The sequence below is a fragment of the Pseudomonas agronomica genome, from assembly GCF_025917275.1.
GTDB lineage: Bacteria > Pseudomonadota > Gammaproteobacteria > Pseudomonadales > Pseudomonadaceae > Aquipseudomonas > Aquipseudomonas agronomica.
The window spans coordinates 1-12,571 of record NZ_JAOSHO010000119.1 but is presented as its reverse complement, the minus strand read 5'-3'; the positions used below and the strand labels follow the sequence as shown (position 1 = coordinate 12,571).

At 59.6% G+C, this 12,571-nt stretch carries 17 protein-coding genes; 11 read left to right on the top strand and 6 right to left on the bottom strand.

Annotated elements, in window-relative coordinates; translation table 11 throughout:
• The first annotated feature begins 136 nt into the window (after positions 1 to 136).
• Together rhtA and OC610_RS11480 are read left to right on the top strand one after the other, a co-directional pair.
• On the top strand, positions 137 to 1,024 hold the full coding sequence (gene rhtA / locus OC610_RS11485; protein ID WP_264427875.1) for a threonine/homoserine exporter RhtA: 888 nt from the start codon (positions 137 to 139) through the stop codon (positions 1,022 to 1,024).
• Positions 1,025 to 1,192: 168 nt separating this feature from the next.
• The gene (locus OC610_RS11480) at positions 1,193 to 1,474 is read left to right on the top strand and encodes a hypothetical protein (RefSeq protein WP_264427874.1); all 282 of its coding nucleotides are present in this window, start codon (positions 1,193 to 1,195) and stop codon (positions 1,472 to 1,474) included.
• 8 nt (positions 1,475 to 1,482) lie between these two features.
• Here OC610_RS11480 and OC610_RS11475 read toward each other — a convergent pair whose 3' ends face one another.
• Entirely contained in the window at positions 1,483 to 2,052 is a 570-nt protein-coding gene (locus tag OC610_RS11475; protein WP_264427873.1) for a TetR/AcrR family transcriptional regulator, read from the bottom strand.
• Between the two features lie 89 nt (positions 2,053 to 2,141).
• Here OC610_RS11475 and OC610_RS11470 point away from each other — a divergent pair, with 89 nt between their 5' ends.
• Complete coding sequence (locus OC610_RS11470) at positions 2,142 to 2,870, top strand: SDR family oxidoreductase (RefSeq protein WP_264427872.1); 729 nt, start codon at positions 2,142 to 2,144, stop codon at positions 2,868 to 2,870.
• Positions 2,871 to 2,902: 32 nt separating this feature from the next.
• Complete coding sequence (locus OC610_RS11465; protein ID WP_264427871.1) at positions 2,903 to 3,493, top strand: 2-hydroxychromene-2-carboxylate isomerase; 591 nt, start codon at positions 2,903 to 2,905, stop codon at positions 3,491 to 3,493.
• 9 nt (positions 3,494 to 3,502) lie between these two features.
• On the opposite strand, the gene OC610_RS11460 is transcribed toward OC610_RS11465, so the two are convergent.
• The 5 genes from OC610_RS11460 to OC610_RS11440 form a co-directional block, all read right to left on the bottom strand.
• Entirely contained in the window at positions 3,503 to 5,311 is a 1,809-nt protein-coding gene (locus tag OC610_RS11460; protein ID WP_264427870.1) for an aminopeptidase P family protein, read from the bottom strand.
• A gap of 49 nt (positions 5,312 to 5,360) precedes the next feature.
• The gene (locus tag OC610_RS11455; protein ID WP_264427869.1) at positions 5,361 to 6,527 is read right to left on the bottom strand and encodes an aminotransferase class V-fold PLP-dependent enzyme; all 1,167 of its coding nucleotides are present in this window, start codon (positions 6,525 to 6,527) and stop codon (positions 5,361 to 5,363) included.
• Positions 6,528 to 6,689: 162 nt separating this feature from the next.
• A complete protein-coding gene (locus OC610_RS11450; RefSeq protein ID WP_258650122.1) occupies positions 6,690 to 7,304 on the bottom strand; it encodes a LysE family translocator in 615 nt (204 codons plus the stop codon).
• 97 nt (positions 7,305 to 7,401) lie between these two features.
• Positions 7,402 to 7,668, bottom strand: coding sequence for a hypothetical protein (locus OC610_RS11445; protein WP_264427868.1), 267 nt, complete (start codon positions 7,666 to 7,668; stop codon positions 7,402 to 7,404).
• Between the two features lie 68 nt (positions 7,669 to 7,736).
• A complete protein-coding gene (locus tag OC610_RS11440) occupies positions 7,737 to 8,141 on the bottom strand; it encodes an antibiotic biosynthesis monooxygenase (RefSeq protein ID WP_264427867.1) in 405 nt (134 codons plus the stop codon).
• 92 nt (positions 8,142 to 8,233) lie between these two features.
• Here OC610_RS11440 and soxR point away from each other — a divergent pair, with 92 nt between their 5' ends.
• The 7 genes from soxR to OC610_RS11405 form a co-directional block, all read left to right on the top strand.
• The gene (soxR, locus tag OC610_RS11435; RefSeq protein WP_264427866.1) at positions 8,234 to 8,689 is read left to right on the top strand and encodes a redox-sensitive transcriptional activator SoxR; all 456 of its coding nucleotides are present in this window, start codon (positions 8,234 to 8,236) and stop codon (positions 8,687 to 8,689) included.
• Positions 8,690 to 8,789: 100 nt separating this feature from the next.
• Positions 8,790 to 9,248 (top strand): VOC family protein, encoded by a 459-nt coding sequence (locus OC610_RS11430; RefSeq protein WP_264427865.1) that lies wholly within the window; start codon positions 8,790 to 8,792, stop codon positions 9,246 to 9,248.
• A gap of 244 nt (positions 9,249 to 9,492) precedes the next feature.
• Entirely contained in the window at positions 9,493 to 10,704 is a 1,212-nt protein-coding gene (locus OC610_RS11425; RefSeq protein WP_264427864.1) for a PepSY-associated TM helix domain-containing protein, read from the top strand.
• Positions 10,701 to 11,243 (top strand): thiamine pyrophosphate-binding protein, encoded by a 543-nt coding sequence (locus OC610_RS11420; protein WP_264427863.1) that lies wholly within the window; start codon positions 10,701 to 10,703, stop codon positions 11,241 to 11,243. The genes OC610_RS11425 and OC610_RS11420 overlap by 4 nt, the downstream gene beginning before the upstream one ends.
• Positions 11,240 to 11,566 (top strand): hypothetical protein, encoded by a 327-nt coding sequence (locus tag OC610_RS11415; RefSeq protein ID WP_264427862.1) that lies wholly within the window; start codon positions 11,240 to 11,242, stop codon positions 11,564 to 11,566. The genes OC610_RS11420 and OC610_RS11415 overlap by 4 nt, the downstream gene beginning before the upstream one ends.
• Positions 11,563 to 12,138, top strand: a complete 576-nt coding sequence (locus OC610_RS11410; protein WP_264427861.1) for a DUF6162 family protein — start codon at positions 11,563 to 11,565, stop codon at positions 12,136 to 12,138. Before OC610_RS11415 ends, OC610_RS11410 begins: the two co-directional genes overlap by 4 nt.
• 34 nt (positions 12,139 to 12,172) lie before the next feature.
• On the top strand, positions 12,173 to 12,571 hold a 399-nt coding region (locus OC610_RS11405), incomplete at its 3' end, for a metal ABC transporter solute-binding protein, Zn/Mn family (RefSeq protein ID WP_264427860.1).

Sequence of the window (12,571 nt, the reverse complement as noted above, 5' to 3'; positions counted from 1 at the left end):
TCGTCAACCGTTATTTTCTCTTTCCCCTATTTTTCTGGCCGAAACGGTCCACGCCCGTCTTAGTATATAGACTGCACCACTTGAAATGCGCACTATATTGCTCAAATACCGCTTCTCCAATGGATGACACCCCGTAATGACCCCACCAAATCGCAGCCTGGCATCCTCTTTATACCCGGTTGCCCTGCTACTGATCGCCATGGCATCGATTCAATCCGGCGCTTCACTCGCCAAAAGCATGTTCCCGGTAGTGGGGGCACAAGGCACCACTACGCTACGTCTTATTTTTGCCAGCATTATCATGCTGCTATTGCTACGTCCCTGGAGAGCCAAACTCACCGCCCAATCCTTGCGCACCGTAGTGATCTACGGCATGGCTCTGGGTGGCATGAATTTCCTCTTCTATATGTCACTGCGCTCCGTTCCACTGGGCATTGCCGTGGCGCTGGAATTCACCGGCCCCCTGGCGGTCGCGATCTATGCGTCACGCCGAGCGATTGATTTTCTCTGGATTGCCCTGGCGGTGATTGGCTTGTTGCTGCTCATACCCTCCGGGGCCACCAGCACCGGCATCGACCTGATCGGTGCTGCCTATGCCCTGGGCGCCGGAGTTTGTTGGGCGCTGTACATCCTGTTTGGCCAGAAAGCCGGAGCGGACAATGGCGTGCAGACCGCAGCTTTGGGGGTCATGATCGCCGCACTGTTTGTAGCCCCTATTGGCATCGTTCACGCTGGGGCCACACTACTGACACCAAGCCTGATTCCAATCGCCGTTGGTGTCGCCATCCTGTCCACTGCCCTGCCTTATACCTTGGAAATGATTGCCCTGACCCGCATTCCAGCCCGTACGTTCGGGACGCTGATGAGCGTAGAGCCCGCAATCGGTGCGCTGTCAGGACTGATATTCCTTCATGAATACCTGTCACTGTCCCAATGGGCTGCCATCACCTGCATTATTCTCGCTTCGATCGGCGCGACGTTGACCATGGGGGAGACCGCAAAGCCGGCCATTGCAGCAGATTGAGCAGCTTTTTACGTAGCTCTGGCATTTGCCGCGTATTTAGGCCATGTTTAGAGCCGTAACCTAATGGTCGGCATGGAATTTTTTCATACAAGGACGTCATGTACGCTTGAGACCAAAGCGAAAGCAGCCGTACGCAGGCAAAAGATCCGCGACGGCATAAGGACGGGAATGAAACGAATTCTGATACTGATCGTGGTACTTGCAGTTGCTGGCTGCGCGGCGACATCGAAAACCGAAATCAAGCGTGGGAAAAAAGGTCTGCACATCAATTGCTCCGGCCTCACTTCATCCTGGGACCAATGCGCCGCCACCGCTGCTAACTCATGCGCCCCAAAAAACTACAAGGTCATCGCCAAATCGGGCGATGTAGTCGAGGAACCGGGAGATTACCCTTTCGGACTCAACCCCGCAGGGTACACCAGCCGCAGCATGATCGTGATCTGCAAATAGGCGGTGGGTCAGTCAGATTGCCGCTCAGCCAGCCGACGGCTGATTTCCTCATGACTGGATTTGAGAACATCACGCTGGACTTCCGGCGTGACGAGCATGCGTGCGACGACAAGCGCCCCAACGCATTGCGACAGGATCGCCCAGGCCAAGCTATCGCTGCCCAACACTTTTGCCCAGCCGTCATGCAAACGACAGATCCACGTTTGCGCTGCCTCGCGTACCTGCACATCCGAACGCGCAATCTCAGCGCCCAATACCGGCAAGGCACACCCCGCCTCCGGATGCTCGACATGGCTCATGCTCAGGTATTGCTTGAGACAGCGTTCCAGCTTCGCTGAGTCCATGACCCCATTACCACTCAAGCGGTCCAGGCTATGAGCCAGCTCGCGCTCGACGATAGCCTGGAAAAGCTCGTCCTTGGACGAAAAGTGACTATAAAACGCCCCGCCGCTCAACCCGATCGCCTTCATCAGGCCATCAACCCCTACCGTCGAAAAACCTGACGTCTTGGCCGATACGGCACTACTGGCGAGCAGTTTCTCGCGGGTTTCCATCTTGTGATTGGCCGAATAGCGCATTGTCTTGCCTCTTGATCATCACCTTGACGCTGGCCGGATCTTAGCATAACGTCCGTTTAGTTAACGATCGTTTATCAATGGAGCTAGCCATGAATAATAAGAAGGTCGTACTGGTTGTGGGTGCCGGCGACGCCACGGGTGGCGCGATCGCCAGGCGTTTCGCCCGGGAAGGTTTCGTGGCCTGCGTTACGCGTCGAAGTGCCGACAAGCTTGAGCCATTGGTCGACAATATAAGGGCCCAAGGCGGGGAAGCTCACGGTTTTGCCTGCGACGCCCGCAAGGAAGAAGATGTAATTGCGCTGATTGAGCAGATCGAGAATCAGATCGGTCCGATCGAAGCCTTTGTCTTTAACATTGGCGCAAATGTTCCCTGTAGCATCCTTGAGGAAACCGCACGCAAATATTTCAAGATCTGGGAGATGGCTTGTTTTTCAGGCTTTCTCAATGCGCGGGAAGTGGCCAAGCGGATGGCCACGCGTCAGCGCGGGACGATTCTGTTTACGGGCGCCACGGCAGGGTTGCGCGGAGCTTCAGGATTCGCCGCGTTTGCAGGAGCCAAACACGGCATTCGCGCGCTGGCCCAGAGCATGGCGCGCGAGTTGGGCCCCATGAATATTCATGTCGCCCACGTGGTGGTGGATGGCGCCATCGACACAGACTTCATCCGCGACAACTTCCCGGAAAAATACGCAACCAGGGACGAGGATGGCATCCTCGACCCCGAACACATTGCCGAAAACTATTGGTATCTGCACACCCAGCCCCGCGACGCCTGGACCTTCGAGCTGGATCTGCGTCCCTGGAGTGAACGCTGGTAAACCCGCCTCCTACCAATAAGAGAGCAATGCTCATGAACAAATCAGTGGAATTTTTCTTCGATCTCGGCAGCCCGACCACCTATCTGGCCTACACCCAGTTGCCCACGCTTTGCTCACAAGCTGACAGTGCGCTGGTTTACCGTCCCATGTTGCTCGGTGGCGTCTTCAAGGCAACGGGCAATGCATCCCCTGTTACCGTGCCAGCCAAGGGCCCGTATCTATTTCAGGACTTGAGTCGTTTCGCCAAACGCTACGGCGTCGAATTCAAGCTCAACCCTTATTTCCCCATCAATACGCTGCTGCTAATGCGTGCCGTGACCGGCATGCAACTGCATCAACCTGAACGCTTCCGGTCTTTTGTTGATTGTCTGTTCCGTGCGCTGTGGGTGGACGCGCGCAACCTCAACGATCCCGCAACCATCGCGACGGTGCTGAACGAAGGTGGTTTTGACCCTGAATACGTACTCGCCCTGACCACCGATCAGCAGGTCAAGGAGCAGCTCAAGAGCACGACCGAAGAAGCCATTCGCAGGGGCGTGTTCGGCGCTCCGAGCATGTTTGTCGGTAATGAGATGTTCTTCGGGCAGGATCGGCTGGACTTCGTCCGTGAAGCCCTGGCCTGATTCTTCGCGTCAGATGGCCGCCGTCCGCGTGCTCAGCCATTGCAGCGCGTTGCCTTCCAGCAACGGGCTCAATCGACGCTGAACCTCGGCGTGGTAGGCGTTGAACCAGTCTTTTTCATCCTGGGTCAGCAGCGACGGCTCCAGGCAGCGGGTGTCGATCGGGCACAGTGTGAGCGTTTCGAATTCCAGGAAATCACCAAACTCGCTGCTGCCCGCCTCACGATTGATGACCAGGTTCTCGATACGCACGCCCCAGCGACCTGGACGATAAGTGCCCGGCTCAATCGACGTGATCATCCCTGGCTGCATCGCGGTTTGTGGCGCAGCGGCGGCCTGATAGGCAATGACCTGCGGTCCTTCATGGACATTGAGGAAGTAACCGACCCCATGTCCCGTGCCATGGCCATAATCCACCTGCTCGGCCCAGATCGGCGCGCGGGCGATAGCATCCAGCAAAGGCGACAGAATGCCTTGGGGAAATCTGGCCCGGGACAAGGCAATCACGCCCTTGAGCACTCGGGTGCAATCACGCTTCTGCTCTGACGTCGGCGTTCCGACCGGCACCATGCGGGTGATGTCCGTGGTTCCGCCGAGATATTGGCCACCCGAATCGATCAGCAGCAAGCCGTCGCCTTCGATAACGGCGTGCGCCTCTTCCGTGGCGTGGTAATGGGGCATCGCGCCATTGGCATTGAATGCAGCGATTGTGTTGAAGCTCAAGGAAACAAAATCCGGCCGACGCTTTCGGGCTGCGGTGAGGTGCTCATCGATGGTCAGCTCGGTGATACGTTCGCGCCCCCAGGCACTTTCCAGCCAGGCGAAAAATTCACAGAGCGCCGCCCCGTCCTGCTCCATGGCCTTACGGATATGTTCGGCATCCGCCAAGCTCTTGCGCGATTTGGCCAACGTCGTGGGATTGAGTCCTTCGACCAACTTCACGCCGCTGCCAAGGTTGCCCAGCAAGCCGACCGTGACCCGCGCCGGATCGATCTGCAGACTCGTGCCATTGGGCACTTCCCGCAGCGCGGCGCCAGCCTCGCTGTAGTCGCGTAGCGTCACGCCATCCCGTTCAAGAACCGCGCGCAGCGGTGCGCCAACTTTGTCCAAAGCCACGAAGAGCGTGGCTTGTTGCTGGCTGATCAAGGCAAAGGAAACGAACACAGGATTGAAGGACACATCCGCGCCACGCAGGTTGAACAGCCAGGCAATGTCATCGAGGGTGGCGATGAAATGCCAATCGGCGCCACGTTCCTTGAGGGATTCGCGCAGCTTCGCGAGCTTCTCGACGCGGCTGACTGTCGCTTGCGGTGGCAGGTGGGCGTAGACGGGTTGGTCAGGCAGGCTTGGGCGATCGCTCCAAACCTTCTGTAGCAGGTCGATGTCGGTACGCAGCCGCGCACCGCGAGCCTCAAGCTTGCTGCCCAGCGTTCGAGCCGACGCCACCGCCATCACCGCACCGTCAACCGCAACCACGCTTCCCTCAGGCGTCTGTTCGCCGAGCCAATCCAGCGGGCCGGGCTGACCCGGAACAAGCTTGACCAGCTCGATGCCACTGCCCTCCAGCTCCTTGGTAGCCTGCTCCCAGTAACGGCTGTCAGCCCAGACCCCGGCAAAATCGGCCGTGACGATCAAAGTCCCCACCGAGCCATGGAAACCGGACAACCACTGGCGCCCTTGCCAGTAGCCCGGCAAGTACTCCGAAAGATGTGGGTCGGCCGAAGGCACCAGCAATGCGTGGATGCCCTCGTCGCCCATCAATTGGCGGATTCGAGCCAGGCGCTGGGGAACCTGTCCTGGGATCAAAGGCTGGGTACTCATCATCACTCCTGCTAATCAATTTTGTTGTTCGATGCCGAATAGGTTCGGCTCAGGTGGGTGTCGCCCAGAATGCTGGCGCAGCGGCACAGGCCGCCTTGATCAACCGCACCGCCTCGTCGATGTCTTGTTCATGGGTGTAACGTCCCAGGCTCAAGCGAATGGTGCGGCTCGCCGCCCGTTCGTCGTGCCCGAGGGCCAACAGTACGTGGGAGGGTGCGTTATTCGCGGAGTTGCAGGCCGATGTGGCGGAAAAAGCAATCGAATCGCCCAGCGCGGCCGGATTGAACTCGCCTTCGTTGAAGGTAAGGCTCAGTGTATGCGCGATGCGTTGGGTGGCGCTGCCATTGATACACACGCCAGGTAATGCCAACAGCGGCTCAAGCAAACGATTGCGCAACCGGGCGATATGGGCGAGTTCCTCGTCAAACGACTGCGCCGCCAGCTCGAACGCCGCGCCCATGGCTGCAATCTGATGGGTCGCCAGGGTACCGGAACGCAAGCCACCTTCATGGCCTCCGCCGTGGATCTGGGCCAACAGGCGCGGCCGCGCGCGGTCACCGACATAAAGTGCACCGATGCCCTTGGGGCCGTAGATCTTGTGTGCGGAAAAAGACATCAGGTCCACCGGCCACCGGGCCAGGTCGATACTCACTTTCCCCGCACCCTGGGCCGCGTCCATATGAAACAGCGCGCCGTGTTCGCGAACGATCTCACCGATGGCAACCGCGTCGTTGACGGTGCCCAACTCGTTGTTCACCAGCATCAGCGACACCAGGAACGTGTCTTCGCGAAGTGCCTCGCGAACAGCTTGCGCGCTGATCAGGCCATCGGCATCCGGCGCCAACCAGGTCACCGCGACGCCGCCCTCCTCCAATTGCTTGACCGTATCGAGAACCGCCTTGTGCTCGATCAGGCTGGTTACCAGATGTCCCTTGCGCGAGCCGTGCGCCTGGGCCACACCCTTGAGTGCCAGGTTGTTGGATTCGGTAGCCCCGGACGTCCAGACGATCTGTCCGGCCTGCGCCCCGACGAGTTGGGCCACTTGCCCGCGCGCCTGCTCCACGGCCCGTCGCGCCTCTTGGCCGAAGGCATGGGAACTGGAGGCCGGGTTGCCAAAGTTACCGTCAAAACCCAGGCATTGGACCATGACCTGGATGACCCGCTCATCCACCGGTGTGGTGGCGGCATAATCAAAATACAAAGGACGCTTATTCATAAGAAAACTCGCAGAGCCTGTTCCGGGACCAGGGTGCCCTCGTTGGGTTCGAGACAAGCTTTACCTGATCAAGACCTTAAAGAAGTCGGACTTCATTTAAAAGTGCGTAGGAACGCTCCTGGAAACAGCGAGCTTAGCAGGCATCGCGTTGAAGCTCAGCCCTCAGCTCATGCTTTCCATCAACAACGGATACAGCGATGCCACCAGCAGCAGCGCCATGCCCCAATTGAACAGGCGCAGCCATCGACGATCGCGCAGCAGGTTGCGCAGCAGGCTGCCGCAAACCACCCACAGGCTGACGCTTGGCAGATTGATCAGCGCGAACACCGCCGCGATCACCACCACATTGAAAAAATAACCTTGCAGGGGGGTATAGGTGCTGATGGCGCCGATGGCCATGATCCAGGCCTTCGGGTTGACCCATTGGAACGCTGCCGCGCCCCAATAACTGATCGGCTTGTTGTTGCCCGCTGCGCTGTCCGAGACGGGACCGGAATGCGCGATTTTCCATGCCAGGTACATCAAGTATGCCGCGCCGACATAGCGCAACAGGGTGTAGAGCAGCGGATAAGCCTGGAATACCGCGCCCAGGCCTAGGCCCACCGCCAGCACCAGGGAAAAGAAGCCGCAAGTGATACCCAGCATATGAGGGATGGTACGGTTGAAACCGAAATTCACACCCGAGGCCAGCAGCATCGTGTTGTTGGGGCCTGGCGTGATCGAGGTCACGAGGGCAAACAGGGCGAAGCCCAGCAGCAGGTCAAGCGAGAGCGTCATGGCAGGTCAATCCGTCAGGGCAGTCAGGTAATGACCCTACCCCACGTCCCGGCGCAAGCCCACGGACAGTTAGGCAAAACTTCGAGCGGTACAGTCCTCAGCTTGGCCGGCCAGGCAATTGAACGGTCCGTTCGGCATTCATTTCACCACGTTCGTCATAGCCGACGTTTTTCTGCGACGGCCCGAGCAACTCGGCTTTCTTCGCGTGATATTCCTCGAACGAAAGGCCTCGACGATTCAAGGCTTCGAGGGCCAGCTCACGGGTTTCCTCGGCCGTATACGGACGCAGTTCTGGAGACGACGAGGCGCAACCGCTCAATACGGTGGCAGTCAACAGCAGCAAGACAGCAAGGATACGGTTCATGGCGGGTGTCCGATGTTCTGAAGTTGGGCGATGAACAAAGGCTACCCGCCGGCATGGAACGGCAGAAATCAACGCTTTTGATAGTGGGTATCGCCCTCTGGGATTGCCCGTTGCGCTGGGTTGACCCACGGGCAATGCAGAGCACCGTCCAGGCTGCGCTCAATGTTGCGCAGTACCTGAAAAGAGCCGAAGGTCACCGCTTTGGCCCGATGCTTCTGGATCAGCCGCCAGAAATTTTCCTCGCCATTTTCAACGCTTCGAAACGCCGCTTCCCCTGCTTCGCGGGTTTGCCATTGCAAGCAATTGAGGACCCGTCGCCCGTCCTCGCTGGCCTGGATACTGGCGCTGAGAAAGCCCGGAAACTCCCGCGCCAGGCGCTCGGTCTGTTCTGTCAGGGCGGTCACCAGCGCCTGCTGCTTTTGAGGCTCGATATCGAATTCAATCAAATGCGTGAAGCTGAGTGGCGATTGCATGAAAGGTCCCCCGCTGAGGTAAGGCGAATCTTGCGATCCGAAGAGCAGCAGGGTAAAACCTCCAGTTAAGTCAAGGTCAAGCGGTGATTGAAATGACGAAGCCCATCGACATCCAGAAGGCGCTCACCGTTGGCCAAGTTGCCGCTCGCAGCGGCGTGGCGGTCACGGCGCTGCACTTCTATGAAACCAAGGGGCTGATCAAAAGCACGCGCAACCAGGGCAATCAACGTCGCTACTCCCGAGAAGTCCTGCGGCGCGTGGCGCTGATCAAAGTCGCCCAGCGCCTGGGCATTCCCTTGGCAGAAATTGGCGAAGCGCTGAAAAGCCTGCCGGACGATCGCGCCCCGACGGCGGCCGACTGGAGGACCTTATCGGCGCAATGGAGCCGGAATCTGGATGAGCGCATCGATCAACTGATCGCCCTGCGCGACCGGCTCACCGGCTGTATCGGCTGCGGTTGCCTGTCGATGGAACATTGCCCCTTGCGCAATCAGGGCGACGTGCTTGGCAAGCGAGGACCGGGAGCGCATTTGTTGGACGAGCCGTGAGACGTTCGTCGGGGCGTGAGCCCTCCCCTGGGCGGCGTTCTATAGTGGGTGAGCGAAAATCGACGAAAGTCGTCCTCCCATAACAACAAGGAGAAACGTCATGGGCGTCAAAGCCATTCCTGATGGTTATCACAGCATCACGCCTTATCTGGGCATCCAGAAAGCCGCCGAAGCCATCGATTTCTACAAGAAAGCCTTCAACGCAACCGAGGTCATGCGCCTGAGCATGCCCGACGGCGGCATCGGCCATGCCGAACTGCGGATCGGCGATTGCCCGATCATGCTTGGCACGCCTTGCGACCAGGGCCCGCTGAGCAATCCGGATCGCTCGCCGTCGGTGGGCCTGCATTTATATGTCAACGACGTGGACAGTGCATTCGCCCAGGCGATCGAGGCCGGCGGCACGGTGATTTCCGAAGTAAAGGATCAGTTCTACGGAGATCGCTCCGGCACCCTGAAAGATCCATACGGGCATTTGTGGTTCCTGGCAACGCACAAGGAGGACCTGACTCAGGAACAGATCGAGCAGCGTGCCAGGGAAATGTTCCAACAAGGCTGAGGCTTTTTAAAATGCAGCACTGACCGTGGCGAGGGAACCTGGTCCCTCGCCGCAAAAAACGAGTCGCCCTCATCGTAAACGCGAAACATTTTCTTTCATCTTCCCCTTCAGGATTTCATCTGCTCGTTCGTCTCAATTAGATGCAGCAGGCCGCGTCGGCAAAAGCCACGGCCTGCTTTTCCAGGGTTCAGGATGTTGCGAAGCCCGCGACACGGAACCTTTCATCGAATCAAGACGTTCAATCATGTCCAAGAAGTCCCGCTCCAAACTCTGGTTCCTCGTCCATAGCTGGTTGGCGCTGCCTATCTGGTTTTTCGTGCTGATCGTCTGCGTCACCGGCACCTTGGCCGTGGTCAGCCAGGAGATCGTCTGGCTGGCCAACCCTGAAATGCGCGCCAGCAAGCCCTCCGATGATGCCCCGTTGCTCGGCTACGACCAGGTCATTGCCGCCATCAAGCAAGCCCAGCCGCTCACCCAGGTGCAAAGTATCGTGCGTCCGGACGAGTCGCATTTTGCCCTGGAGGCCAAGGTCACTTACCCCGACGGCCGGCCCGATACTGTCTACGTCAACCCTTACAGCGGCGTCATCCAGGGATCGGCTCCGGCGTTCAACTTCAGGGGCTTTACCCGCGCCTTGCATGGATGGTGGCTGGTGCCGTTCACCAACGGCTACAGCTGGGGCTGGTACCTGGTGTCATTCCTCGGCTTGCCAATGCTGGCGTCGCTGGTGACAGGGCTCGTCGTCTACAAGCGTTTCTGGAAAGGCTTCCTGCGCCCGACCCTGCGTATCCGCCACGGCGCCCGTATTTTCTGGGGCGATTTCCATCGGCTCAGTGGCATCTGGTCGATCTGGTTCATCGCGGTGATTTCCGTGACCGGTACCTGGTTCCTGATCGAAGCCGCGCTGGCCGACAACGGCATTTCCATCTCCAGCGCCCCGGTCGTACCGGTGGTGGCCCGTGAAAGCGTTCCGTTGTCTGCCGATGGTGCTGCTCCAGCGCAATTGAACCTGGACCGTGCCATCGAGATTGCCCGGCAGCAAATTCCCGGGCTGGAAGCAAGTTTCGTCAGCCTGCCGGGCAATGCCTACAGCCATCTGGAGGTCGGCGGACGCGGCTGGTACCCATTGATGTTCCAGACCGCGACAATCAATCCCTATAACGGTGAGGTAGACGCCTCGCGGTTGTTGTCAGACCGTACGGCACTGGAGTTCGTCACCGAATCCATGCGGCCCTTGCACACCGGGGACTTTGGCGGGATCTGGATCAAGCTCATCTGGTTTTTCTTTGGCCTGATCCTGAGCATGATGGTCCTCAGCGGATTGCTGATCTGGACCAAACGCACGGCCCTGGCCACCGTCAACGCCGTCAAGCGCAGCCAGAAACCTGCCCGGCCAGCTCGGATTGCGTCGTCGTTGCAGCCCCTTCACCGTGACTCACCGGAGGGCAGCCTGTGAACCCGTCCACCACAACCACATCACCTTCAAGCCTGGGCCGGTTCTGGCATAAATGGCGCTTCCATTTCAATGTGCTGTTGCTGCTGATTCCCTTGGGTTTCATGCCCAAATATTTTTCGGAAGCTGCGTTGTTCCGGGGTGACGGCGGGCTCGGCGAGCGGGAAGTCGGCGAAATCCAGGTTGGGCCGTGGAGCCTGCGCCTGGCGGAGTTTCGCAACGAAGCCCCCCGTACCCAGGGTCCCGCCGGCTCCATGAAGCACTTCAATGCCGCTTTGTGCCAACGCTGCATCAGCCAGGTGAAAGCCACTTACCTGCGCATCGGCAAGCCTCGCAGCCTGCGGGCCGCCGGGGTGATTTTCTTCGGCTCGCCCTATCGCATGGGCGCCATGTTGCCGGTGCCAAAGAAGACTCAGCCAGACGCCGAGCTGTGGATCACCCTCGAAGGCTGGGATGGCTCGATGCATCAAGCCTCCATTCCCCTGGACCAGGCCTCCCCGGCCACTGTCGCCTGGCTGAAAACCCAAGGAGCCCGACCATGACCTTCCGCTCCCCCCTCAACAGCCTGGCGCTGCTGCTTTGCGCAGGCTTGAGCACCAGCGCACTGGCCCACAATCCCATGTGCGAATGCAAGGCCATCGACGCCGAACAGATCCAATGCACCGGCGGCTTTTCCGACGGCAGCGGCGCTCCGGGGGTTACGCTGGATGTGATCGGCTACGACGAAACCATCCTGGTCCCCGGCAAGCTCGGCGCCGACTCGAAGCTGACTTTCAAGAAACCGAACGCTGAATTCTACGTACTCTTCGACGCCGGCCCCGGCCACGTGGTGGAGATCGACCAAGCCGACATCGAGGCCCCATGAGCGCTCCCACCACTCAAGTCATCCGCCCCGCCGGCGCTGGCCATGAAACCCTTTACGTCCTGCTGTTGTGCCTGATCATCGTCTTGGGCGCCGGTTCGGTGGTGGCCTGGCATGGCGAAACCCAGGACGTCGCCCACCTGGAAAGCAACCAGTTGGACGCCCGCCGCGACCTCAGCGCCGCCGAGCAAGGCATTTACGCCGACCTGCGGGTGACGCTGGACGAAATCCACATCCTGCGCGAAAGCGAGCAAGCCCTTCCCGCCCCGAAGGCGTTGGCCGATGAAGGCTTTGCCCCGTTCGCACAGGACGCCAGTTCGGTCAGTCGCGGCGGGCACGCCTGGCAACTGCTGGATGAACGCGCCTACTTCGGCGCGAGCAGCAACCGGTCCGTTGCGGGCTCGTTCCTGATGCGCATCAGCGAAAAATCCGACGCGCCCCCGGACATCTGGCTCAACCGCAGCCATCCTGCGACCGCGCCCACCGCATTGGACGAGGCTGCATTGTCCGCCGCTGGTTGGCAACAGATCGTCGCGCAGTTCGATGCCGGCGTAACCCGCCAGCACCGGCATTGACCCACGCCCTCATTCGAGAGAAGACCGCTTGCCCATGTCTATCGCCTCCCAACGCCGCCCGTTGCTGCGCCTGCTGTTGATCGGCCTGCTCGCCTGCCTGTTCACATCACAGGTGAACGCCGATACAGCCAAGCGCCTGCGCATCGGCATCACCTTGCATCCCTATTACAGCTACGTAGCCAATATCGTCGGCGACAAGGCCGAAGTGGTGCCGCTGATCCCGGCCGGTTTCAACCCCCACGCCTACGAGCCCAGGGCCGAAGACATCAAGCGCATCAGCGGCCTGGATGTGATCGTGCTCAACGGCGTCGGCCATGACGATTTCGCCGACCGCATGATCGCTGCCAGCGAAACGCCGAACGTGAAGGTCATCGAAGCCAACGAAAACGTGCCCTTGCTGGCCGCCACTGGCACCGCTGCCCGAGGCGCGGGC